Origin of the sequence: Achromobacter sp. Marseille-Q4954, from assembly GCF_943737025.1 — a bacterium.
In the GTDB taxonomy this organism is placed as follows: domain Bacteria; phylum Pseudomonadota; class Gammaproteobacteria; order Burkholderiales; family Burkholderiaceae_B; genus Achromobacter; species Achromobacter bronchisepticus_A.
In genome coordinates, this window is record NZ_CALSFQ010000002.1 from 181,478 (window position 1) to 202,239 (window position 20,762).

Annotated in this window: 25 protein-coding genes; 9 read left to right on the plus strand and 16 right to left on the minus strand. The window is 67.7% G+C overall.

All coding sequences use genetic code 11. The features are described 5' to 3' along the window. Positions 1-14 precede the first annotated feature (14 nt). Positions 15-473, minus strand: a complete 459-nt coding sequence (locus NGK62_RS18825; RefSeq protein ID WP_165867927.1) for a bleomycin resistance protein — start codon at positions 471-473, stop codon at positions 15-17. Between the two features lie 39 nt (positions 474-512). After that, positions 513-1,028 carry a GNAT family N-acetyltransferase gene (locus NGK62_RS18830; protein WP_059380138.1) on the minus strand — a complete coding sequence of 172 codons (516 nt, stop codon included), beginning with the start codon at positions 1,026-1,028 and terminating at the stop codon, positions 513-515. A 126-nt stretch (positions 1,029-1,154) separates the two neighbouring features. Between NGK62_RS18830 and NGK62_RS18835 the strand changes: the two genes are divergently transcribed. Together NGK62_RS18835 and NGK62_RS18840 are read left to right on the plus strand one after the other, a co-directional pair. Continuing rightward, positions 1,155-1,685 (plus strand): MarR family winged helix-turn-helix transcriptional regulator, encoded by a 531-nt coding sequence (locus NGK62_RS18835; RefSeq protein ID WP_251879788.1) that lies wholly within the window; start codon positions 1,155-1,157, stop codon positions 1,683-1,685. Further along, positions 1,682-2,461 (plus strand): HEAT repeat domain-containing protein, encoded by a 780-nt coding sequence (locus NGK62_RS18840; protein ID WP_251879790.1) that lies wholly within the window; start codon positions 1,682-1,684, stop codon positions 2,459-2,461. The genes NGK62_RS18835 and NGK62_RS18840 overlap by 4 nt, the downstream gene beginning before the upstream one ends. 48 nt (positions 2,462-2,509) lie before the next feature. Here the strand turns inward: NGK62_RS18840 and NGK62_RS18845 are convergent, their stop codons facing one another. Further along, positions 2,510-3,259 (minus strand): SDR family oxidoreductase, encoded by a 750-nt coding sequence (locus NGK62_RS18845; protein ID WP_054456432.1) that lies wholly within the window; start codon positions 3,257-3,259, stop codon positions 2,510-2,512. A gap of 173 nt (positions 3,260-3,432) precedes the next feature. Here NGK62_RS18845 and NGK62_RS18850 point away from each other — a divergent pair, with 173 nt between their 5' ends. Further along, a complete protein-coding gene (locus NGK62_RS18850) occupies positions 3,433-4,224 on the plus strand; it encodes a DUF169 domain-containing protein (protein WP_251879792.1) in 792 nt (263 codons plus the stop codon). On the opposite strand, the gene NGK62_RS18855 is transcribed toward NGK62_RS18850, so the two are convergent. After that, positions 4,191-5,129 (minus strand): LysR family transcriptional regulator, encoded by a 939-nt coding sequence (locus NGK62_RS18855; protein WP_251879794.1) that lies wholly within the window; start codon positions 5,127-5,129, stop codon positions 4,191-4,193. The two genes, NGK62_RS18850 and NGK62_RS18855, sit on opposite strands and share 34 nt — an antisense overlap. Positions 5,130-5,236: 107 nt before the next feature. Between NGK62_RS18855 and NGK62_RS18860 the strand changes: the two genes are divergently transcribed. Both NGK62_RS18860 and NGK62_RS18865 read left to right on the plus strand, forming a co-directional pair. Next, the gene (locus NGK62_RS18860) at positions 5,237-6,415 is read left to right on the plus strand and encodes an MFS transporter (protein WP_118933948.1); all 1,179 of its coding nucleotides are present in this window, start codon (positions 5,237-5,239) and stop codon (positions 6,413-6,415) included. Positions 6,416-6,485: 70 nt separating this feature from the next. Beyond that, positions 6,486-7,160: an HAD family hydrolase gene (locus NGK62_RS18865; protein WP_251879796.1), complete on the plus strand. Its 675-nt coding sequence runs from the start codon at positions 6,486-6,488 to the stop codon at positions 7,158-7,160. A gap of 11 nt (positions 7,161-7,171) precedes the next feature. Here the strand turns inward: NGK62_RS18865 and NGK62_RS18870 are convergent, their stop codons facing one another. From NGK62_RS18870 to NGK62_RS18895, 6 genes are all read right to left on the minus strand, one after another. Next, positions 7,172-8,131 carry a DMT family transporter gene (locus NGK62_RS18870; RefSeq protein WP_251879797.1) on the minus strand — a complete coding sequence of 320 codons (960 nt, stop codon included), beginning with the start codon at positions 8,129-8,131 and terminating at the stop codon, positions 7,172-7,174. Positions 8,132-8,213: 82 nt separating this feature from the next. Continuing rightward, positions 8,214-9,083 carry an AraC family transcriptional regulator gene (locus tag NGK62_RS18875; protein ID WP_251879799.1) on the minus strand — a complete coding sequence of 290 codons (870 nt, stop codon included), beginning with the start codon at positions 9,081-9,083 and terminating at the stop codon, positions 8,214-8,216. A 50-nt stretch (positions 9,084-9,133) separates the two neighbouring features. Next, positions 9,134-10,411 carry an RNA polymerase sigma factor gene (locus NGK62_RS18880; RefSeq protein ID WP_059380130.1) on the minus strand — a complete coding sequence of 426 codons (1,278 nt, stop codon included), beginning with the start codon at positions 10,409-10,411 and terminating at the stop codon, positions 9,134-9,136. After that, positions 10,408-10,815: a VOC family protein gene (locus NGK62_RS18885; RefSeq protein WP_059380129.1), complete on the minus strand. Its 408-nt coding sequence runs from the start codon at positions 10,813-10,815 to the stop codon at positions 10,408-10,410. The genes NGK62_RS18880 and NGK62_RS18885 overlap by 4 nt, the downstream gene beginning before the upstream one ends. Before the next feature lie 18 nt (positions 10,816-10,833). Next, positions 10,834-11,373 (minus strand): SRPBCC family protein, encoded by a 540-nt coding sequence (locus NGK62_RS18890; protein ID WP_251879802.1) that lies wholly within the window; start codon positions 11,371-11,373, stop codon positions 10,834-10,836. A gap of 37 nt (positions 11,374-11,410) precedes the next feature. Then, positions 11,411-11,821 (minus strand): YciI family protein, encoded by a 411-nt coding sequence (locus NGK62_RS18895; RefSeq protein ID WP_059380127.1) that lies wholly within the window; start codon positions 11,819-11,821, stop codon positions 11,411-11,413. Positions 11,822-12,022: 201 nt separating this feature from the next. Between NGK62_RS18895 and NGK62_RS18900 the strand changes: the two genes are divergently transcribed. Continuing rightward, the gene (locus NGK62_RS18900) at positions 12,023-12,175 is read left to right on the plus strand and encodes a hypothetical protein (protein ID WP_251879804.1); all 153 of its coding nucleotides are present in this window, start codon (positions 12,023-12,025) and stop codon (positions 12,173-12,175) included. A gap of 49 nt (positions 12,176-12,224) precedes the next feature. Here NGK62_RS18900 and NGK62_RS18905 read toward each other — a convergent pair whose 3' ends face one another. Both NGK62_RS18905 and NGK62_RS18910 read right to left on the minus strand, forming a co-directional pair. Continuing rightward, positions 12,225-12,578, minus strand: coding sequence for a YciI family protein (locus NGK62_RS18905; RefSeq protein WP_059380126.1), 354 nt, complete (start codon positions 12,576-12,578; stop codon positions 12,225-12,227). A gap of 115 nt (positions 12,579-12,693) precedes the next feature. Next, positions 12,694-13,122, minus strand: coding sequence for an SgcJ/EcaC family oxidoreductase (locus NGK62_RS18910; RefSeq protein ID WP_118933946.1), 429 nt, complete (start codon positions 13,120-13,122; stop codon positions 12,694-12,696). Positions 13,123-13,280: 158 nt separating this feature from the next. On the opposite strand from NGK62_RS18910, the gene NGK62_RS18915 reads away from it, so the two are divergent. Continuing rightward, positions 13,281-15,017, plus strand: a complete 1,737-nt coding sequence (locus NGK62_RS18915; RefSeq protein WP_251879807.1) for a SulP family inorganic anion transporter — start codon at positions 13,281-13,283, stop codon at positions 15,015-15,017. A 17-nt stretch (positions 15,018-15,034) separates the two neighbouring features. Here NGK62_RS18915 and NGK62_RS18920 read toward each other — a convergent pair whose 3' ends face one another. Beyond that, positions 15,035-15,667, minus strand: coding sequence for a LysE family translocator (locus NGK62_RS18920; RefSeq protein ID WP_251879808.1), 633 nt, complete (start codon positions 15,665-15,667; stop codon positions 15,035-15,037). A gap of 100 nt (positions 15,668-15,767) precedes the next feature. Here NGK62_RS18920 and NGK62_RS18925 point away from each other — a divergent pair, with 100 nt between their 5' ends. Then, positions 15,768-16,220, plus strand: coding sequence for an Lrp/AsnC family transcriptional regulator (locus tag NGK62_RS18925; RefSeq protein ID WP_059380123.1), 453 nt, complete (start codon positions 15,768-15,770; stop codon positions 16,218-16,220). A 46-nt stretch (positions 16,221-16,266) separates the two neighbouring features. Here the strand turns inward: NGK62_RS18925 and NGK62_RS18930 are convergent, their stop codons facing one another. The 3 genes from NGK62_RS18930 to NGK62_RS18940 form a co-directional block, all read right to left on the minus strand. After that, positions 16,267-17,232, minus strand: coding sequence for an OmpA/MotB family protein (locus tag NGK62_RS18930; RefSeq protein WP_251879810.1), 966 nt, complete (start codon positions 17,230-17,232; stop codon positions 16,267-16,269). After that, complete coding sequence (locus NGK62_RS18935) at positions 17,229-18,119, minus strand: motility protein A (RefSeq protein ID WP_059380121.1); 891 nt, start codon at positions 18,117-18,119, stop codon at positions 17,229-17,231. Before NGK62_RS18935 ends, NGK62_RS18930 begins: the two co-directional genes overlap by 4 nt. Before the next feature lie 221 nt (positions 18,120-18,340). Beyond that, positions 18,341-18,910, minus strand: a complete 570-nt coding sequence (locus NGK62_RS18940; protein ID WP_251879812.1) for a GNAT family N-acetyltransferase — start codon at positions 18,908-18,910, stop codon at positions 18,341-18,343. A gap of 101 nt (positions 18,911-19,011) precedes the next feature. Here NGK62_RS18940 and NGK62_RS18945 point away from each other — a divergent pair, with 101 nt between their 5' ends. Further along, the gene (locus NGK62_RS18945) at positions 19,012-20,754 is read left to right on the plus strand and encodes an NYN domain-containing protein (RefSeq protein WP_251879814.1); all 1,743 of its coding nucleotides are present in this window, start codon (positions 19,012-19,014) and stop codon (positions 20,752-20,754) included. Positions 20,755-20,762 lie beyond the last annotated feature (8 nt).

Consider the following 20,762-nt stretch of genomic DNA (forward strand, 5'->3'; position numbering starts at 1 on the left):
CGAGCCGCCTTGCTTCAGCCCTCTGCCTGAATGTCGCGCCGGCCCAGGCCCGCCGAATAGCGGATGAGATAACCGTCCGGATCCTGCACCAGGAACTGGTGCACGCCTACCTCCGTGGTTCCGGCGCGATACCACTTTTCCTCGGGCTGCATGTACAGCGGCCAGCCGGTGACGCGCAAGGCATCGACGATCGGCATGATCGCGGGCACCTCGATCTGCAGATTGATTCCGCGTCCCAGGGGCGATTCCAGCGGGCCGGTGATCCAGTTCCTGCCGTGGCCGTATTCCTCAAGCATGACCTGGGAGCCGTTCTTGTCCAGGTAGGCGAAACGGTCTTCCGGGCGGTCGTAGGCTATCGAGAACCCGCAAAGCCCGCACCAGAAATGCAGGCTTTTGTGGATGTCCGACACCAGCAGTTCGGGCACGACGCGGGCGGCGAAGAATTCGGAGGCGGGAAGGACGGGATAGGTCATGGCGTATATCTGCAGGAATGGCGCGCAGGAGGGCGGGGATCAAGGCCGCGGGAATCGGTCGGATCCAGCGGCAGGACGCGGCAGTGTATAGACGATGGTTTCGCGGTCGTAGTGGCATTCGCGCGACCGGAACGCAAACCCGAGCTTTTCCAGGACACGTACGGAGGCTTGGTTGTCGGGCCAGACAACCGCGACCAGTTCGGAAACTTCCGTCTCGCGCCAGGCGTACTCGCACAACTGCTTCGCTGCCTGGCTCGCATATCCCTTTCCCCAAGCCGCGCGTTGCAGCCGATAGGCAAGCTGGATGCTGTCCGTGCCAGCCAAAGGGACCAGACTCACCCAGCCCACGGCGGCGCCGTCTACTGTGATTGCCCAGTGGCCAAGCCTGGTCAGCGGTTCGCGCAGCCATGCCAGCAGCTCCTGCCGCCGCGCTTCGTCTGCAGGTTTGACGCCGGTGCTGTAGCGCATGACCTCGGGATCGGACTCCATGGCCAGCAGCATGGGGATGTCATCTTCCTGCATGCGGCGCAGGGTCACGCGGGAAGGCAAGGGCATGGATTCAGTCACTGATCGCTGAGATAGCCAGGATGATAGCGGTTCGAAGCCATCGATCCGTCTTGCGCAGATATGGTTAGGCGCCTTACTATAATGGCATCGAGAATCACCAGGGCTGGATTACTCATGCAAGACCCACAACACATGCTTGAACCCAAGCACCGCGCGCTGCTCGACGTCGCCGCCAGGCGCGGCCTGGCGTCGGCCGACGGCATAGCCCTTTGCTTTCAGCTGCTGTCGCTGGCCAACGCCATCGACCGCGATTGCGCTGCCCGGCTGGCGCCGCGCCAGTTGTCGGAGGGGAAGTTCGTGCTGCTGTTCCTGCTGCACGAGCAGGCCGACGGCATGTCGCCGCACGAGCTGGCCGATGGCGCGGGTGTCACGCGGGCCACGGTCACCGGCCTGCTGGACGGCCTGGAGCGCGATGGTTTCGTCTCGCGCCGCGCGGGCAAGGACGACCGGCGCAAGATCGTGGTGAAGCTGAGCGCCAAGGGGCGGGCCGAGGCCGCGCAGCTGTTCAAGACGCATACGGACTGGATAGGCGCCTTGTTCGCGGGCTTGGGCCCAGCGGACCGGGCCAGCTTGCGCGCGCTGCTGGGCAAGATCTGGCAGGGAACCGACGCGGGCCGGGCCGCGGGACAGGAGACCACGCAATGACCAAGAAAGCAGCTGCTGCGCCGACGGGCCGGGGCGTGAAGGACATCAGCGCCGAACGCCTGGCGCAGTTGAACGCGGGCGAGCCGGCGCGCAACCTGACCGAATGCCTGGCGGTGGACTTTGCCGAATTGATGCAGGCAGCCGCGCCGCAGGTCGGCGCCGAAGCCATCGCCGTTCTGCGCGCGCAGGCTGCGACGGGAATCTCCAAGCGCATGGCCGTGGCGGCGCGGACGCTGCTGGACGGCCTGGGTGCGGACGCTTTCGAGCAACTGCGCGATCACCGCTCGGATACCATCCGGGGATGGGCCTGCTTCATGGTCGGCGCAATGCCGGACCTGAGCCTGGAGCAGCGGCTGGCGCTGATCCGGCCGCTGGCCGATGACGCGCATTTCGGCGTAAGGGAATGGGCCTGGTTGGCGCTGCGTCCGCAACTGGCGGCGGAACTGGCCGCTGCAGTGGAACTGCTGCGGCCCTGGACCGCGGATGCGTCCGAACGCGTGCGCCGGTTCGCCAGTGAATCGCTGCGGCCGCGTGGGGTCTGGTGCGCGCATATCGCGGCCTTGAAGGCCGATCCCGGCCGCGCGTTGCCGCTGCTGGAGCCGCTGCGGGCCGATCCGGCCGTCTATGTGCAGGACTCGGTGGCGAACTGGCTGAACGACGCCAGCAAGGACCAGCCGGACTGGGTGCGGGAGGTCTGCGCGCGCTGGTCCAAGGGCAGGCCGGCCGAGGCGACGCAGCGGATTTGCAAGCGCGCGCTGCGTTCCATCGGCACCTAGCCGCGGGTATCGGCAGGTGCGCTTGCGCCAAGCCCGGCCGGCCAGCGACTACAGCTGGCTCATGCCCCCGTCCGCGATGATCTCCGTGCCCACGATGAAGGCGGACTCGGGCGAGGCCAGGTGCAGCACCGTGGAGGCGATTTCCTGCGGCGTGCCGAAGCGTCCCAGCGGCACCTGGGCGCGGATGCTGGCGGCGGTCTTCTCCAGCGCCGCCGCATCCAGACCCAGCTTGTCGTAGATCGGCGTGGCGACCGGCCCGGGGCTGATGACGTTGACGCGTATGCCGCGCGGCAGCAGCTCGGCCGACAAGGTCTTGGCCAGCGAAATCAGCGCGGCCTTGCTGGCGGCATAGATCGACGAGGCGGGCATGCCGATGCGGGCGTTGATCGAGCCGTTGAGCACGATGGACGCGCCCGGGTTGAGCAGCGGATCCAGCGCCTGCAACTGGAAGAAGGCGCCCTTGACGTTGGTCGAGAAGGTCTGGTCCCAGAGCGCTTCGGTGGCTTCGGCCAGCGGCGCGAAGCGGGCCACGCCGGCGTTGATGAAGACGGCGTCCAGGCGGATGCCGGCCTGGCGCAGTTCAGCCGCCAGCGCAGCGGGCGCGCCGGGGGCGCCGGCGTCGTTGCGCAGCGCCAGCGCGTGCGAGCCCAGGCTGGCGCGCACCTGCTTGAGCACCGCGGCGTCGCGGCCGGTGACGACAACACGGGCGCCTTCGGCGGCGAAGGCCTGGGCGGCGGCCAGGCCGATGCCGCTGGTGCCGCCGGTGATCAGGACGGTCTTCTGTTCGAAACGGTTCATGTCGGGCTCCTTGGAAGCCGGGGTGTGTCCTGCGCGTTTGCGGCGGGCGGGTTTGCCGCCATCCACGATAGATCAATCAGGGGCCCGGCGGGCGATTCGTTATAGTCATCGCTGACCGCGATCAATCTGCGGCAATGCGGCAAAGTCCGCGCACAACAGTCCAAGGGACGGGCATGGAAGAGACGACACTGAACTGGGCATCGCTGGTCGATGACCTGAACAAATTGCTGCGCCTGAAGACCACGGTCATCGGCATGAAGCTCTACGAGCTTGAAGACGAGATGGCCGCGGTCAAGGGCCTGCGGCGCCCGCAAGCCACGCACACCACCGACCAGATCGTGGGCATGGCCGCCAGGCTGGGCTGGACGGTGGGGATCACAGGTGACGACCTGGTCGGCGCGCAATGCCGCGCCGTGGTCGGCCTGGGGCCGCAGGACGAGGCCTGGAAGCGCGGCGAGGAGTACGTGGGCGTCTGGCACGCCACGCAGGAAGACGCCCAGGCGCGCCAGGAGGCGCTGTCCTGTGTGCCGGCGGGAAAGTACCGCGGGCTGGTGGCGTCGCCGCTGGCGGCGGGCCGGCTGGACCCGCCGGACATCTGCCTGATCTACGCCACGCCGGGCCAGATGATCATCCTCATCAATGGCCTGCAATGGAAGAACTACCGGCGCTTCGACTGGAGCGTGGTGGGCGAAACGGCCTGTGCCGACTCCTGGGGTCGCGCGCTCGCCACCGGCGAGCCCAGCCTGTCCTTGCCCTGTTACGCCGAGCGCCGCTACGGCGGCGTGCCCGACGAGGAAATGCTGATGGCCTTGCCGCCGCGCTACCTGCCCATCGCCATCGAGGGCATGAAGGCGCTGTCGGCGAATGGCCTGCGCTACCCGATTCCGCCCTACGGCATCCAGAACGACGTGCGCGCCGGCATGGGCGTCAGCTACGCGCGCGTGCCCGCGTCCTCCAAGCCCTGATGGACGGCGGCGCGCAAGGCGCCCGCCAGCACGCGGGCGGCCGGTCCCAGCGGCTGGTCGATGCGGTGCGCCAGATAGGTTTCGCTGACCACCTGGCTGCCGCGCCCCAGGCTGTCGGTCGGCAGGCGCAGCAACCGGCCTTCGGCCAGGTCGCGCTCCACCTGCCAGTGGGGCAGCCGGCCCCAGCCCACGCCCGCCAGGATCAGCGCATGCTTGGTGTCCTGGCCGCTGACGCGGCAAGTCTGCGGCGACAGCACCGCGAAGTCCCGGCCCTGGGTCAGGGAGGAAGGGTCCATCTGCACGATCTGCACATGGTCGGCGAGTTCGGCCGGGCCCAGCGGCATGTCGGCGGCGACGCGCTGCGCCAGCGCATGCCCGGCGCCGACCACCGCCACCATCTGCACGGACGACAGCGCCTGCATCACGACGCGCGGATGGCGGAAATGGTCGCCCGCGACGATGGCCAGCGTATGGCTGCGCGTCAGCAGGGCTTCCACCGGGCCGCCCAGGGGCAGCACGGAAACGCGGACGGCGACGGACGGGTAGGCCGCGCGCAGGGCGTTCAGGGCGGCGCCTACGTCAGCGATCGGAAACAGCGTGTCCACCGCCAGCGACAGCTCCAGCTCCACGCCTTCGCCCAGGCCCTGGGCGCGGGCGCGCATGGCGTCCACGCGCAGCAGGATGTCGCGGGCGTTGACCAGCAGGGCTGCGCCTTGCGGCGTCATCACGGGCCGGTGGCCGCTACGGTCGAACAGGGTCACGCCCAGCTGCGCTTCCATGTTGGCGATGGCGTGGCTGACGGCCGATTGCACGCGCGCCAGGCGGCGCGCGGCCGCGCGGAAACTGCCGGCGTCGGCCACGGCGGCGAATACGCGCAACTGGTCCAGGGTCAGGGCGTCTATCATTCTGCCGGCTGATCTATCCAATCGATCAATTCCATCAAAAGATTATCACTTACCAGGATCGGTTTGCGCTGGCATCCTGGCTGGGTCGTAGAACAAGGGAGACAAGGATGGGCAAGGAAGGAACGCGCTGGTCGGCGGTGCTGGCCATCGTGGGGGCTGGGGTGGTTGCGGCGCTGCAAGTGGGCAAGGTCATCATCGCCGCGCCCTTGCTGCGCAAGGACATGGGGCTGGATCTGGCCTCCATCGGGGCGCTGGCCGCGGTGTTCTCGATCCTGGGCCTGGTCGGCGGCATTGCCGCGGGCGGGGTCATCAACCGCTACGGCGCGCGGCGCATGCTGCTGGCGGGCCTGGCGGCGACGGCGGTAGGCTCCGTGATGGGCGCCATGGCGACCGCCTACAGCGTCCTGCTGGTCTCGCGGGTGGTGGAGGGGCTGGGCTTTCTGATGATTACCGTGGCCGGACCCGCGGCCCTGCAACGCATGGTGTCGGCCGCCACCCGCGACTTCGCCTTCGCGCTGTGGAGCTGTTACATGCCGGCCGGGATGGCGATTGCGATGCTGGCCTCGCAGGCCTTCAGCGGCTGGCAGGCCTATTGGTGGTGCGCGGGCGCGGCGGTGCTGGTGGCCATGGTGTGCGTGGCGGCGCTGGCGCCGGCCACGCCGGGCGGCGCCAGCCTGTCGTGGCGGGGCTTGCGGCAGGACACGGCCGATACCATGGGCGCGCCCGGTCCGCGCCTGCTGGCGCTGTCGTTCACGCTTTACAGCCTGATGTTCTTCGCGCTGTTCACGTTCTTGCCCGTGCTGCTGACCGAACAGCTGGGCCTGCCGCTGGCGACCGCCGGCCTGTACAGCGCCATCGCCAGCGCCGCCAACGTGGTCGGCAACCTGGGCGCGGGCGTGCTGCTGGCGCGCGGTTGGCGGCGTTCCACCCTGATCGCCTGCGCCAGCCTGGTCATGGGCGCGGTGGCGCTGCTGATCTTCCGCTCGGTGCTGCCGGCCATGCCCACCTTCCTGCTGTGCGTGCTGTTCTCGGCCGTGGGCGGACTGATACCGGCCACGCTGCTGGGCACGGCGCCGTTGCTGGCGCCGCGGCCGGCGCTGACGCCGGCTTCGGTGGGGCTGGTGATGCAGGGCAGCGGCCTGGGGCAGGTGATCGGCCCGGTGGCGGTGGGCGGCGCGATCGACCGCTACGGCTGGTCGGTGGCGTCGCTTATCGTCGCGGCCGCCGGATTGGGCGGGGTGTTTCTGGCGTGGCGCTTGCGGCGCCTCAAAGGTCCGGGGATGTAGGCGGCGCGGATCGCGCGGTGGTGTCACGAGCCAGGCATATCATGGGAACTTGTCCTGAAATGGAGCCACCATGCATACGCCTGCCCCCAGCCTGGTCATCTTCGACTGCGACGGCGTCCTGATCGATAGCGAGATCATCGCGGCGCGCGCCCAATCGCGGGCGCTGGCCGAGCATGGCATCGCCATCACGCCCGAGGACGCCGCGCGCCGCTTCGCCGGCATTCCCGACGCGGACATGTGGCGGACCCTGCAACAGGAAAACGCCCGCAGCTTGCCCGAAGGCTTTGCGCGCGAATACGCGGACGGGCTGGAAGCCATCTTCCGCCAGGAATTGCGCGCGCTGCCCGGCGCGCTGCAGACGGTTCGCATGCTGCGCGAGCGCAGCCTGCAGGTCTGCGTGGCCTCCAGCAGCACGCCGCCCAAGCTGGAGGCGGCCCTGAAGCTGGTGGGTCTTTGGGACGAGTTCACGCCCAATATATTCAGCACCGCGCAGGTCGCGCACGGCAAGCCGGCGCCGGACGTCTTTCTCTTTGCCGCCCGGCAGATGCGCGCCGCAATCCTGGATTGCGTGGTGGTGGAGGACAGCGTCCCCGGCGTGCGCGCCGCCCGCGCCGCGCGCATGCGCGCCATCGGCTACGTGGGCGCTACGCATAACGGGCCGGACCAGCGCCAGCGCTTGCTGGACGAAGGCGCATCGGACGTCATCGACGATCTGCGGCGCTTGCCGGAATTGCTGTTGGACTAGGGTGCGCGCGCCTATGCCGCCGCAGGCACGGGCTCCGGCTTGACCCGCACGGCGCGCAGCACGCCCACCATCAGGCAGGCGATGCCGATCAGCGTCAGCGGCTGGGGCATCTGCCCGCGCAGGATGTAGGCATAGGCCAGCGCCGCCAGCGTTTCGAACACGATCAATTGCCCCGCCAGCGCGGTGGGCAGGCGCTGGCTGGCTTCGTTCCAGCACAAGGTGCCCAGCCAGGACGCGAACAGGCCGATGATGGCCATCAAGGCCAGGAAGACCTCGGGCCTGGGGCCGGTTGGCATCGGAAAGGCGCTGCCGGACACCGCCATGCCTGCCCATAGGACCGCATAGCCCGCCAGCGCCAGCGGCAACGTCGCCACGCCCTGGGCGGTGGCCCAGGTGCGCGGGCTGCGGTCGGGATGAGCGCGCAGCCAGTCCGCGTTGCGCAGCGGATACCAGGTCCAGCAGGCCACCGCGCCCAGCGCCAGCAGCGCGCCGATGGCGTAGCGCGACATGTCGGCGTCGGCATCCTGGCGCAAGGCCTGCAATTCGACCTGATTGACGCAGGCAATGCCCAGCGCGATCAAGGCCAGCGCGGGCGCCAGCCGCTTCCAGGGCAGCCGGCCGTCGCGGCGCGCGTTGCGCAGGTTGGCGCTGATGGCGATGACCACCGGCAGCGTACCGATGATCATGGTGGGCAAGGGGCCGCCCGCGCGCTGGATGGCGCTGGCCAGGCACAGGTAGTAGAGCAGGTTGCCGATGGCGGCGAGCTTCAGCGCCTCGATCCAGTCGGCGCGCTGCAACTGGCGCAGGCCGCGGCGGTCCAGCCAGGCCAGCGGCAGGGCGATCAGGCCGAACGCCAGGTAGCGCGCCACGGATTGCAGCGCGGCAGGGTATTCCGGCAGCAACAGGGGCCCAACGAACACCAGCCCCCACATCAGGCCGGCGGCCAGGGCATAAAGGGTTCCAGCCCACATACGACGTCGCTCCAGGTCACGAATGGCGGCAGTCTAGCCAGCGGGCGGGCGGCGCGTCTTGTACCAGATTGCGGTGCGGAGTTCAGGCGCGGACTTGCTTCTGATAACGGGCGGGTGTGACGCCGTAGCGGCGCGAGAAGGCGCGGGTCAGGTGGGCCTGATCGGTCAACCCCGAGGCCAGCGCCACCTGGGCCGGCGATTCGCCGGCGGCCAGCCGGCGCTTGGCCTCGAACAGCCGCAGCGCCATCAGCATCTGCTGCGGCGTGGCGTGGTACTGCGCCTGGAAGCTGCGCAGAAAATGAAAAGGGCTGAGCCCGGCCACGGCCGCGAGTTCATCCAGCGTCAGGCGGTGGGCCAGATTGGCGCGCAGGTAGTCGATGACGGGCGCGAAGCGCGGCGCGCCTTCGTCACGGGCCGCCCGCGGCACGCGCGCGTGGCGGCGGAATTCGGCCAGCAGCGCGTACAAGGCGCTATCGAAAGCCAGCGGTTCGCGCGCCTGCCACAAGGTGTCCAGCAGCGCGGTGACGCGCTGCGCGCCGGCCGCGTCATGGCCGACGGCCGTATCGAACCACCAGCCGCTTTCGCCGGTGACGCGGGCCACCACGTCGGGGTCCAGGTAGACCATGCGGTAGCGCCAGCCACCCTCGGTTTCGGCGCGGCCGGTGTGCAATTCATCGGGGTTCATCAGCACCACCGAGCCCGAGGGCGCCAGATGCTCCGCGCCGCGGTAACGGAAGCGCTCGACGCCGGACTCGATCGCGCCCAGCCCGTAGGCTTCATGGGTGTGAGGTTCGAAGGCGTAGCGGATGATGTGCGCGCGATACAGCTCCACGCCGGGCAGGTGCGCCGCCTGCCGGAACTCGGCGCGGTCGCCGGGATGCTCGAACGCCTGCGGCACGCCCGGCATGACGGGCGCGGCCAGGTCGGACGGGACATGATCGGCGGGGCGCATGGAGGGATTTAAGCATGCCGGCCGGGTCCGCGGCGCCCGGACCGGCGCGCCTAGGAGTCGGACATGTCGCGCGCCCGCGCCAGCAGCAGTTCCCGCTCGCGCGCATTGCGCGTCATGCCGGCCGCGCGTTCGAACTCGGCGCGCGCTTCGGCGCGGCGCCCCAGCTTGGCCAGCAGGTCCGCGCGCACGCTGGGCAGCCAATGGTAATTGGCCAGGGCGGGCTCCTCGGCCAAATGGTCGGCCAGGTCCAGCCCGGCCTGGGGGCCGAACGCCATGCCCACGGCCACTGCGCGGTTCAGCTCCACCACCGGCGAGGGCATGGCTTGCGCCAGCGCGTCGTACAAGGCCACGATGCGCGGCCAGTCGGTGTCCTCGGGCGTACGCGCGCGGGCATGGCAGGCGGCCAGCTCGGCCTGCAAGGCGTAAGGGCCGCGCGGCGCGCCCAGGCTGTCCGACAGCGCCAACGCCGCCAGCCCGCGGCGGATCAGCAAGGGATCCCAGCGGCCGCGGTCCTGCTCCATCAGCAGGACGGGGCGGCCTTGCGCGTCGGTGCGGGCATGCAGGCGAGAGGCCTGCAATTCCATCAGCGCCGCCAGTCCATGGACTTCGCTTTCGCCCGGCGCCAGCTGGGTCAGGATGCGGCCCAGGCGCAGCGCTTCGTCGCACAGCGCCGGGCGCATCCAGTCATCGCCCGAAGTGGCCGAATAGCCCTCGTTGAATATCAGGTAGATGACTTCCAGCACCGACGCCAGGCGCGGCGCGCGCTCCTCTGCCCGCGGGACTTCAAACGGCACGTTGGCCGCGGACAGGCTGCGTTTGGCGCGCACGATGCGCTGCGCGATGGTGGATTCGGATGCCAGGAAGGCGCGCGCGATCTCGGCCGTGGTCAGCCCGCCCAAGAGGCGCAGGGTGAGCGCCACGCGCGCCTCGGTGGACAGCAGCGGATGGCAGGCGGTGAACACCAGCCGCAGCAGGTCGTCGCCGATGTCGTCCTGGCGCGCGGCGTCCAGCGCGTCGACGAAATCAGGTTCGACGTCGGCCTGCAGGGCCTCCAGCTCGTGCCCGATCTGCTCGTGCTTGCGCGTATGCAGCGCGTCCAGCCGCAGGCGGTCGCGCGCGCGATTCTTGGCGGTAGTCATCAGCCACGCTCCCGGGTTGTCCGGCACGCCGGTTTCGGGCCAGCGTTCCAGGGCGGCGACCAAGGCATCCTGCGCCAGCTCTTCAGCCAGTCCGACGTCGCGCACCAGGCGCGCGACGCCGGCGATGACGCTGGCGGACTCGATCCGCCAGACCGCCTCGATGGCGCGATGCACGGCCTCCCGCGTCATGCGTTGGGCACTTCGCCGGGGACCATGTAAATCAGCTCCCACACATGGCCGTCCAGGTCCTCGAAACCATGGGCGTACATGAAGCCGTGATCCTGCGGCTGGCGCGGAGCGGTGCCGCCGGCGGCGAGCGCGCGCTTCACCTGTTCGTCAACTTCGGCGCGGCTGTCGCAGGACAGCGCGATCAGCACCTCGGTGGTCTTGGTGGCGTCGGCCACCGGCTTGCCGGTGAAGGTCTGGAAAAAGTCCTTCACCAGCAGCATGACGTAGATGCTGTCGCTCACGACCATGCAGGCGCCCTGGTCGTTGGTGAACTGCGGATTGAAGCTGAAGCCCAGGCTCTTGAAGAAAGCCTGCGATTTCTGCATGTCGTTGATGGGGAGATTGACGAAGATCTGGTTGTGCATGATGTTCCCGCTTCCTTTTTAGTGTGAGTCCTGGCGCCTTTCTGCCAGGGTCTTGAGGTTGGCCAGCCCGTCTTCGAAGTCCTTCCCGCCCATGCTGTCCATGTTGAAAAAGAGATGCATCAGTTTGGCGACGTAGTTCAGCCGGCCTTCCATGGCCCAGGTGACTTGTGTGCCGTCGCCGGCCGGCGTCAGGGTGAAGTTGACCTGGTTGACGGCGGAGAAGGGCTTCACGAAGGTCAGCCGCAAGGCCACGGACGAATCCGGCACGGCCGTTTCGATCTGCATTTCACCCACGCCCACTTCCTTGCTTTCCCAGGCGTAGGTTGCGCCCGGGCCCGCCGTCACGGCGCCATAGGTGCCCTTGATCGCCGGATCTTTCTTTTCGTAGGGGTTCCAGGTGTTGAACGCGTGCAGGTCATTGATCAGCGGGAACACGCGCGCCGGCGGCGCCTGGATGCGCGCGCTGCGTTCGACGCGGAAGGTGTCCGGGCGCGTGGCCGCGTAGGCCAGCACCAGCGCGATGGCGGCCAGGACGATGAGCAACAAGGTTTTCAGCATGAATCAGGTCCGTTGATGGTAGGAGGAGCGATCGCGCTCATTGGCCGTTGCCGGGTATCTGCCGGAAGCGTTCGACGCCCTCGCTGGGGCCGAAGTCGTCCAGCTCGAAGACCTGGCGCACTTCGACGGCGCAAGACTGGCCGGGGAAAGGCTGGGGAAAGCGCAGCGCCCATTGCATGGCTTCCTCGCGCGAGCGCACCTGGATCATGGTGTAGCCGGCGATCAGCTCCTTGGTCTCGGCGAACGGGCCGTCGACCACCGTGCGCTGATCCTTGTCGTACTGCACTCGCCAGCCCTTGGAGGAGGGGTGCAAGCCATTGGCGTCCAACAGCACGCCAGCCTTGGCCAGCGCCTCGTGATAGGACGCCATGGCGCCCAGCAGGCTTTCCTGCGGCATCACGCCGGCTTCACTGTCCGCCGTGGCGCGGACGATGATCATGTATCGCATTCCTGTGACTCCTGGATTCGGTAAACAAGGCCCGAAGGGGGGCTTGTACTGGCACGACGAACGGCAAGACGCGAAATCGACAGAAAAATGATGAACCTAGGGTAAGTACCAGGAAATGGGTCCGCACACGGTTACAAAGGTACAGCCCTGGTTGCAGCGCGCCTCCATACACTCGCAGCGTCCACAACTTTGAACACCGATATGAAGATCCTGTGCAGTCTTGCCTTGCTGGCTTCCTTGCTGACGGGCTGTGCCGTCTATACCCCGAGCGGCACGGTCATCGTCGATCCCCACGACGGCGGCGGCCGTGGCGGTTTCTGTCCGCCGGGCCAGGCCAAGAAAGGGAACTGTTGAATCGTGCGGCTGGCGCGCGCCAGCCGCCGGTCCAGCATGGGCCCTGTGCCTACATGAAGCACGGGCCCAGTTCGCGGACCTCCACCGTGGCCCATTGCGCGGCCGGGCACTCGGCCGCCAGCGCCAGCGCTTCTTCCCGGCTATCGCAGTTCAGCAGGAAGAAGCCGCCTATCATTTCCTTGGCCTCGGCATAGGGGCCATCCACCAGGGAACGTTCGCCGTCGCGGATGCGCAGGCGCACGGCTTCCGACTCGGACTTCAAGGATTCCGCGCGCGCCAACAGGCCGCGCGAACTCAGGTCTTCCGCATAGCGCAGCATTTGCGCATAGGCTTCGCGGCCCTCTTCGGGCGTGCGCTGGGCGCGCTGGCCCACCGGTTCGACGATGAAAAGCAGATAGGACATGGGATCTTCCAGTACGGACTGCCGATAAGGTTCGCCAGATTACCGCTATTTGTTGCGCCGGTGCCATCTTGCAATACACGCCCCAGCGTTCTTTGTAAGCAGAGGTAGACGGGGCTTATCCATCGTCCCGCAGCACTGCCGCTCCCGTGCGGGGATTCACCAGCGTGACGTTCTCCAGCGCCTGGATGCGCCAGGCGCCGGCCTGCCGCGTCAGCACGGCAAGAATCATCGTGTCGACGGCATGCACGCCCGCCGGATGGGCAGCGCCGGCCGAGAGGCGGCTCCAGAAGTGCACGATCGCCGCATCGCCGCCTACCGGCGTCACGTCGACGAGTTCGTTCGCCAGCGTGGAATCGCTATAGATGGTGGAGTGGATGGGGGCATGCATCTTGACGATTTCCTCGACGCCGCGCACATAGTGGCCGAACCGGTTCACAAATGTCGCGTCCTCATGGAACAGCGCGCCCAGCGCTTGCATGTCGTGGTCGTTCCAGGCCGCCTGGAACGCGCCTGGAATGTCCTCGGGATTCCGCATCTGTGTCATGTGGGTTGTCGCCAGTGTCTGTATAAAGAGAGGACGCCGTGCCTCGCGCCGTCATGCATAGCCGCAAGCATGAATAATGCGTCAGACTATGGAATCGGCGCCACCGGATTTGCAGCCTGATACGCGCTGCCGGCGCCTGCTCACATTGCGAAGGTCCCATGGCATCCCATACTCCCGCCTCCAAGGATGTGTCCGCCGCCGGCTGGCTGCGCTGGCTGCCCGGGCTGGCGGTGCTCAGGTCATACCAGGCCGCCTGGCTGCCCAAGGACCTGGCCGCCGGCCTGGTGCTGACGGCCATGCTGGTGCCGGTCGGCATCGCCTATGCCGAAGCGTCCGGCGTCCCAGGCGTCTACGGCCTTTATGCCACCATCATTCCACTATTGGCCTATGCACTGTTCGGCCCCAGCCGTATCCTGGTGCTGGGTCCGGACTCCGCCCTGGCCGCGCCCATCCTGGCGGTGGTGCTCAGCGTTTCCGAAGGCGACCCCATGCGTGCGGTGGCCGCGGCCAGCCTGATGGCCCTGGTCGCCGGGGTGTTCTGCATCGTGATGGGCCTGCTGCGGCTGGGCTTCATCACCGAACTGCTATCCAAGCCGATCCGCTACGGCTACATGAACGGCATCGCGCTGACGGTGCTGGTCAGCCAGTTGCCCAAACTGTTCGCGGTATCGATAGACGATGCCGGCCCCTTGACCGAATTGTGGCGGCTGGGGCGGGCGGTATTCATGGGCGAGGCCAACTGGTTTACCTTCGCCGTGGGAGGGGCGACCCTGGCGCTGATCCTGCTGCTCAAGCGCTACGATCGCGTGCCGGGCATCCTGATCGCCGTGATCCTGGCGACGCTGGCCGTCAGCCTGTTCCACCTGGACTCGCAAGGCGTGAAGGTGCTGGGCGAAATCCCGCAAGGTCTGCCCAAGTTCGTCTTGCCCTGGCTCAGCCATGCGGACCTGGTCAAGATCGCGCTGGGCGGTTGCGCGGTGGCGCTGATCGCCTTCGCGGACACCAGCGTGCTGTCGCGCACCTATGCCGCGCGCACCAACACCCGGGTCGATCCGAACCAGGAAATGGTGGGCCTGGGCGTGGCCAACCTGGCGGCGGGCTTCTTCCAGGGCTTTCCGATCAGCAGCAGCGCTTCGCGCACGCCGGTGGCCGAGGCGGCGGGTTCGCGCACGCAGCTGACAGGCGTGGTGGGGGCGATAGCAGTCGCGGTACTGCTGGTCGCGGCGCCCAATCTGCTGCGCTATCTGCCGAACAGCGCGCTGGCGGCCGTGGTGATCGCGGCGGCCATCGGCCTCTTTGAATTCAAGGACCTGCGCCGCATTTACCGCATCCAGCAATGGGAATTCTGGCTGTCGATGGCGTGCTTTGCGGGCGTGGCCGTGTTCGGCGCCATTCCGGGCATCTGCCTGGCGGTGGTCATCGCCGTGATCGAATTCCTGTGGGACGGCTGGCGGCCGCACTTCGCGGTGCTCGGCCGCGTGCCCAATCTGCGCGGCTACCATGACATGAAGCGCTATCCCAATGCCGCGCTGATCGACGGCCTGGTGCTGTTTCGCTGGGATGCGCCGCTATTCTTCGCCAATGCCGAACTTTTCCAGCAGCGCCTGATGGAAGCCGTGGAGGCCTCGCCCACGCCGGCGCGCTGGGTGGTGGTGGCTGCAGAGCCGGTCACCAGCGTAGATGTCACGTCGGCGGACATGCTGCGTGAACTAAGCCGCAGCCTGGCCCAGCAAGGCGCGGCGCTGCATTTTGCGGAAATGAAGGATCCCGTGCGGGACAAGCTCAAGCGCTTCGAACTGACGGAGGTGTTCGGCGACGACCGTTTCCATCCCACGGTGGGGAGCGCGGTGGACAGCTACCTGGAAAGCGCGGGCGGCAGGCATCCCGGAGATTAAGGCCCGCCTCGCTTGGGTCAGGCCATCAATACCGCGACCTGTTCGCCGAACAGGATCAGCGCAATGACGATCATGGCCAGGCCCGAAAACTGGCTGACCCTGCGCGCGGCGACCGGGCGCGATTGCAGTACCGCCTTCGACCCCAGGCCCACCAGGGTATAGATGACGGCGCAATTGAGGATCTGCAGGATCCCCAACGCCGTGATCTGCGTGGATATCGGCCAGGCGCCGTCGCGGCTGGTGAATTGCGGCAGCAGGGCCAGGAACAGCAGGATGGCCTTGGGATTCACGCCGCTGACGGCGAAACCTCTTGCGGCCCAGCCCAGCCAATGCCCCGCGGCCTGCACATCGCCCGCCTTGGGCTCGGCGGGATGCGCCAGCACGTTGGCCCCCAGCCAAAGCAAATACGCCGCGCCGACCAGGGTCAGGACGGTGAGGATGGCGGGTTCGCTCGCCACCAGGGCGCCTATGCCCGCCGCGACCACCATGGTGATCATCAGATAGCCGGTCAACATCCCCGCCACGGCGGGAAGGACGGCCTTGTCCCGCAAGCCGGCGGATATGGCATAGGCCCAATCCGCGCCCGGGACGACAACCAAAGAAAGCGAAACAAGCCAAAACGCCACCAGATTGCCGGTTTCCAACTGCATACCCCAAATGAATCTCAGGCGGGGAATGTTATCGGCGAAGCAGGGGGAAGTGCTTCTTCCATTTACCGCAAGAATTGAAGTTCTGGGTAGAATCTTCCTCATGGATGACCTAGATAGAAAAATTCTTGCGCAGCTACAGGAAGACGGCCGCATTTCCATCACGGACCTGGCGGAACGGGTCGGCTTGAGCCTGTCTCCGTGTCATCGGCGGCTGCGGGCGCTGGAAGAGGCGGGCGTCGTCAGCGGCTATGGCGCGAACATCAATCTGGCCGCGGTCGGGCTGAATTTTTCGGCCATCGTCTTCGTCACCATGCGCGAAGGCAGCAGCGACCGGGTGTCGGCGTTCGAGGCCGCCCTGGCCGATATTCCCGAGGTGGTGCAGGCGCAGCGGCTGTTCGGCGACCCGGACTACATGCTGCACGTCGTCACCCAGGACTTGCCGGCGTTCCAGGCGCTCTATGACCGCGTGCTGTCGGCGTTGCCCAGCGTGCTGCGGTTGAGGTCGACGTTGGTGATGAAGAACGTGCTGAGGAACCGGCCTGTGCCGCTCTGAGGCGGACGGAGAGACAGGCCGCGCGGCTGCGCGGCCTGGACCCGGATCAGGATTTTGTGGCGGAGGCGGGAGCGGCCGCCGCGGCGCCAGGCGCCGCGCCCTGCGCCGCCTTTTGCGCGGGCGCAATGTCCATGATGAGTTCCACCCGCCGGTTGGCCGCGCGGCCCGCCGGGGTGTCGTTGGACTCGATGGGACGGGTCTCGGCGTAGCCGACGGCGCGCAGGCGCTGGGCCGATACGCCGTCGCGGACCAGTTCGCGCAGCACGCTGGTGGCGCGGCTGCTGGACAGTTCCCAGTTGGACGCGAATTGCCGAGTCTGGATGGGCACCGGGTCGCTGTGGCCCTCGACCGAGACCTGGTAGTCGTTCTTGTTGAGGATGGCGGCCAGGCGCTTGATCACGTCCAGGCCGGTGGGGCTGAGGGTGGCCTGGCCGGACGGAAACAGCAGTTCATTGCTGATGCGAAAGCTCACCGACTGTTCGTTGATGATCACGTCCACCGATTTGCCCAGGTCGCCCAGGCCCAGCGATTCCTTGGAGGGCGCGCGCAGCGGCGGGGCGGCGTCGGCGACGATCTCGCCTTCCAGGGCCGGCTGCGCCGGCGTGGTCGCGGCGGCGGCCGCCGGCGTCTCGGCCTGCGCCCAGCTTGCGGGAATCTGGACGGCGTCGAATTCGGAATACTCGCCGTCGTAAGTGGGCAGGCCGCTGGCCGCCAGCGTGCCGACCAGCTCCACCGGCTGTTCCGATTGGCCGAATGCGCCGCCATGCAGGCGCGTGAGCGCCAGCAGCACGACCAGCATGGCCAGGAGCAGGGTGATCAGGTCCAGGTAGCTGAGCAGCCAGTTCTCGGAATCCTGTTCGACGGTTTCCTCGACGTGCCAGCGGGCATAGCGGTCCTTGCGGTCGCTCTGGCTGGGACGCCAGCCGCTGTTGGCCGCCGCTTTCTCGGCGCGCAGCTGGGCCTGGCGGGCCTGCTCGATCCGCTGCGCCAGGGTGGGGGAAATCAGGCTCATTGGCGCGCGGCGGCAGGACGGGCGATGGAGACGGGCTGGGCTGCGGCGGGTTTGGCCGCGGGTTTGATCTGACCTTCCGCCTTGGCTTGCGCGGCCTGCGGCTTGGCGTCCGCGCCGCCGTCGTAGATCTCGTCCTCGACGTGCATGACGAAGGAGTTCAGGGTTTCGCGCACTACCGCGGGGCCGCGCTTCTCGCACATCATGGCGATGCCTTGCAGCACCATGTTCATGGATTCGACGCGCCTTGCGGTGCGGCGTTCCAGCTTGAGCGCGATGGGCTTGCAGACCAGGTTGGCCAGCAGGATGCCGTAGAAGGTGGTCATCAGGCCGATGGCCAGCTGCTGGCCGATCATCTGCATGCTGCCGTCGCCCAGCACCGACATCAGGTTGATCAGGCCCACCAGCGTTCCCAGCATGCCGAAGGCCGGGGCGAAGGTGGCCATGACGCGGAACATCTGCGCCTCGGCCTGCTCGCGGGCGCGCAGCCGCGCCACGCGCCATTGCAGCAGCTCGATGATCTGGTCTTCGGGCGTGTTGTCGATGATCAGCTGCACGCCGGTGCGCAGGAAGGGGTTGCTGACCTTCTTGAGTTCCTGCTCGACCTTGCGGACGTCGGTGTTCATCCACAGCTGGGCCATGGACACCAGTTCCTCGATGTCGCGCTGCTGGTCGTGCTGGTCGTTGCGAAAGACGGTGCGCACCAGCTTGAAGACGCGCAGCACTTCCGGCAGCGGATAGGCGATGAACACGGCGGCCGCGGTGCCGCCCAGCACGATGGCCAGGCCCGGCAGGTTGATGTACATGCCGGGGTCGGTGGCGGCCAGGGCCACGACGATAACCAGGGTAAGCAGGCCGACGGCGGCGCCGATGACGGTAGACGGATTCATGGATCTTGCCCGATAAACATAGGCATCCCGTACGCGGAATGCCGGATTTCGGGGAATTCTAGCCAGGGCAGGTCCGAGTCAATCGGCCGGAAAACGGGGCGAAAAGGGCGGTAAGCGGCGGCTTGGACCGGGCGGGCGGCGCGCGTCGTCCCGGAAATAATGGGGGCGGATAAGACGCGGAATCGTCCGGCGTCTGGCGCCGGCATGCCGCGGGCCCGGCATCAGCCCTGGCGAGGCTTGTGGGCGAACCATTCCTCGCGCGTGATCTCCCAGATTTCCGTGGGCAGCCGTCCGCTGACGTAACCGCGCTCTTCGGTGGCGACCAGGCGCATGCCGCCGCGCTCCGAGATGCGGCGCGAAGCCGCGTTGACGGAGGCCTTGGGCGCGCGCAGCAGCGGCTTGCCCAGCACCTCGAACCAGTAGGCGGTAGCGGCTTCGCTGGCCTCGGTCATGTAGCCCTGGCCGTGATGGGCGGGGTCCAGCCAAAAACCGCGGTTGTTCCAGGAATCGTCGTCCATCAGGCTGACGATGCCGATCAGGTTGCCGGGGTTCTCACGGGTGCGGATGGACCAATGCCACTCCTTGCCCTGGCGCATCGCAGGGATCGCCACTTGCTCCAGATAGTTGCGAGCGCCGTCGGGCGGGTAGGGCCATGGCACCTGGTCGACCAGGTAGCGCACCACTTCCCACTGCGGAAACAGGCGCTGGATGGCCTCGGCGTCGCCGATTTCCAAGGGCTGCAGGACCAGGCGGTCGGTGGCAAGAGGGGGAAACAACGGAGCTTCAGGCATGGCTGCTGGGGTGGGCGCCGCGTACCGGCGGCATATATGTATATCATGAGCGTCATCTGGCGGCGTCTCGCCCGGCGCCGCCGCAGCATTGGAGCAAAAACATGAATACCCCCAACGAAAACGTCAGCATGGCGCTTTTCTGTGATTTCGAGAACGTGGCGCTGGGCGTACGCGACACCAAGTACCAGAAGTTCGATATCCGGCCGGTGCTGGAACGGCTGCTGCTCAAGGGCAGCATCGTGGTCAAGAAGGCCTATTGCGACTGGGAGCGGTACAAGGAATTCAAGGCCCCCATGCACGAGGCCAATTTCGAACTTATCGAGATCCCGCACGTGCGCCAGTCGGGCAAGAATTCCGCCGACATCCGGTTGGTGGTCGACGCGCTGGACTTCTGCTACACCAAGTCGCACGTCAATACTTTCGTGATCATCAGCGGCGATTCCGATTTTTCGCCCCTGGTGTCCAAACTGCGCGAGAACAACAAGAAAGTGATCGGCGTGGGCGTGAAGCAGTCCACCTCGGACTTGCTCATCGCCAACTGCGATGAATTCATCTTCTATGACGACCTGGCGCGCGAAGGCCAGCGCGCGGCGGACGCGCGCCGCGACAACCGTGGCGGCGCCGCCGCGGGCCAGCAGCGCCGCACGCCCGACGAGGAACGCCGCCGCAAGGAAGAGCTGGAGGCCCGCAAGACCCAGGCCGTGGAAATGGTCGCGGAAACCTTCGAGGCGCTCATGGCCGAACGCGGCGACAGCGGCAAGATCTGGGCGTCCGCCCTGAAGGACGCCCTCAAGCGCCGCCGCCCGGATTTCAACGAGTCCTACTACGGCTTTCGCGCCTTCGGCAACCTGCTGGACGAGGCGCAGTCGCGCGGCCTGCTGGAAGTCGGGCGCGAGGAAAACGCCGGCACCTATGTGTACCGCGACAGCGCAGGCGGCGCGCCGGCAGTGAACCGAGCCCCCGTCGATGGCGGATCCCGTTCTGCCTCGACTCGTCAGCCGGCGGCGGCTGAGACCGGCGACGCGCCAGTCGGAGCGGGTCAGGAAGAATCCCGTTCCCGCTCCGGCCGCAAATCGCGTGGCGGGCGCAAGTCGGGCGGCGAGGGCAGGGGAACCGGCCAGGTCGCCGAGCAGGAAGCCGGCGGTGAGAGCGCTGCCGCAGCCTCCGAAGTTTCGCCCGTGGTGTCTTCCGCGCAACCCTCGGCCGAAGCGCCGGCCAAGGCGCCGGCTCCAAGCGTGCCAGCCGCGCAATCGTCCGCTACCGCGCCGGCAGCCGCGCAGGCCGACGCCGCCCGGCAGCCCGGCGAACAAGCGGATGCCGCCAAGCTGGATGCCATGCGGGCCGACGCCCTGGCTCGGGCGCAGGAATCGAAACCCGTCCAACCCTCGCGCCTGCCGCCCATGCCCAAGCCCTTGCCGCAGGCGCGTCAGCCGCTGCCGGCGGTGAACATCGCTGAATGGACCTTTGCCCAGCCTGCCGCGGAAAACCGCAGCCAGCCCGCGAGCAAGACGCCTGCCAAGATGTCCGACCCGTTCGAGGGCGGCATGGCCAGGATTGCCGCAAGGGACGAGGCCAAGGCCGGCAAGCCGGTCGCGGATACGCCTGCGGCGGCAGAACCCGCAGCCGACAAGCCCGCTGCGAAGCGGGCCACGACCCGCAGCGGTCCCGCCGCCAAGAAGACTGCCGCCAAGACCTCCGCCAAGACCGCGCCAGCGGCGGCGTCCGAGCCAGCGGCGGCGGCATCCGAAGCGCCCGCCAAGCCTGCCCGCAAGAGCGCCGCCAAGACCGCCAGCAAGGCGGCTCCCCGCGCGCGCCGGGCCAGCAAGACGGCCGAGGAATCCTGAAGCCCGGG

Coding starts and splice junctions, on each gene's coding strand:
- NGK62_RS18825 (WP_165867927.1), bottom strand. CDS start 473: ATGACCTATCCCGTCCTTCCCGCCTCCGAATTCTTCGCCGCCCGCGTC.
- NGK62_RS18830 (WP_059380138.1), bottom strand. CDS start 1,028: ATGCCCTTGCCTTCCCGCGTGACCCTGCGCCGCATGCAGGAAGATGAC.
- NGK62_RS18835 (WP_251879788.1), top strand. CDS start 1,155: ATGCAAGACCCACAACACATGCTTGAACCCAAGCACCGCGCGCTGCTC.
- NGK62_RS18840 (WP_251879790.1), top strand. CDS start 1,682: ATGACCAAGAAAGCAGCTGCTGCGCCGACGGGCCGGGGCGTGAAGGAC.
- NGK62_RS18845 (WP_054456432.1), bottom strand. CDS start 3,259: ATGAACCGTTTCGAACAGAAGACCGTCCTGATCACCGGCGGCACCAGC.
- NGK62_RS18850 (WP_251879792.1), top strand. CDS start 3,433: ATGGAAGAGACGACACTGAACTGGGCATCGCTGGTCGATGACCTGAAC.
- NGK62_RS18855 (WP_251879794.1), bottom strand. CDS start 5,129: ATGATAGACGCCCTGACCCTGGACCAGTTGCGCGTATTCGCCGCCGTG.
- NGK62_RS18860 (WP_118933948.1), top strand. CDS start 5,237: ATGGGCAAGGAAGGAACGCGCTGGTCGGCGGTGCTGGCCATCGTGGGG.
- NGK62_RS18865 (WP_251879796.1), top strand. CDS start 6,486: ATGCATACGCCTGCCCCCAGCCTGGTCATCTTCGACTGCGACGGCGTC.
- NGK62_RS18870 (WP_251879797.1), bottom strand. CDS start 8,131: ATGTGGGCTGGAACCCTTTATGCCCTGGCCGCCGGCCTGATGTGGGGG.
- NGK62_RS18875 (WP_251879799.1), bottom strand. CDS start 9,083: ATGCGCCCCGCCGATCATGTCCCGTCCGACCTGGCCGCGCCCGTCATG.
- NGK62_RS18880 (WP_059380130.1), bottom strand. CDS start 10,411: ATGACGCGGGAGGCCGTGCATCGCGCCATCGAGGCGGTCTGGCGGATC.
- NGK62_RS18885 (WP_059380129.1), bottom strand. CDS start 10,815: ATGCACAACCAGATCTTCGTCAATCTCCCCATCAACGACATGCAGAAA.
- NGK62_RS18890 (WP_251879802.1), bottom strand. CDS start 11,373: ATGCTGAAAACCTTGTTGCTCATCGTCCTGGCCGCCATCGCGCTGGTG.
- NGK62_RS18895 (WP_059380127.1), bottom strand. CDS start 11,821: ATGCGATACATGATCATCGTCCGCGCCACGGCGGACAGTGAAGCCGGC.
- NGK62_RS18900 (WP_251879804.1), top strand. CDS start 12,023: ATGAAGATCCTGTGCAGTCTTGCCTTGCTGGCTTCCTTGCTGACGGGC.
- NGK62_RS18905 (WP_059380126.1), bottom strand. CDS start 12,578: ATGTCCTATCTGCTTTTCATCGTCGAACCGGTGGGCCAGCGCGCCCAG.
- NGK62_RS18910 (WP_118933946.1), bottom strand. CDS start 13,122: ATGACACAGATGCGGAATCCCGAGGACATTCCAGGCGCGTTCCAGGCG.
- NGK62_RS18915 (WP_251879807.1), top strand. CDS start 13,281: ATGGCATCCCATACTCCCGCCTCCAAGGATGTGTCCGCCGCCGGCTGG.
- NGK62_RS18920 (WP_251879808.1), bottom strand. CDS start 15,667: ATGCAGTTGGAAACCGGCAATCTGGTGGCGTTTTGGCTTGTTTCGCTT.
- NGK62_RS18925 (WP_059380123.1), top strand. CDS start 15,768: ATGGATGACCTAGATAGAAAAATTCTTGCGCAGCTACAGGAAGACGGC.
- NGK62_RS18930 (WP_251879810.1), bottom strand. CDS start 17,232: ATGAGCCTGATTTCCCCCACCCTGGCGCAGCGGATCGAGCAGGCCCGC.
- NGK62_RS18935 (WP_059380121.1), bottom strand. CDS start 18,119: ATGAATCCGTCTACCGTCATCGGCGCCGCCGTCGGCCTGCTTACCCTG.
- NGK62_RS18940 (WP_251879812.1), bottom strand. CDS start 18,910: ATGCCTGAAGCTCCGTTGTTTCCCCCTCTTGCCACCGACCGCCTGGTC.
- NGK62_RS18945 (WP_251879814.1), top strand. CDS start 19,012: ATGAATACCCCCAACGAAAACGTCAGCATGGCGCTTTTCTGTGATTTC.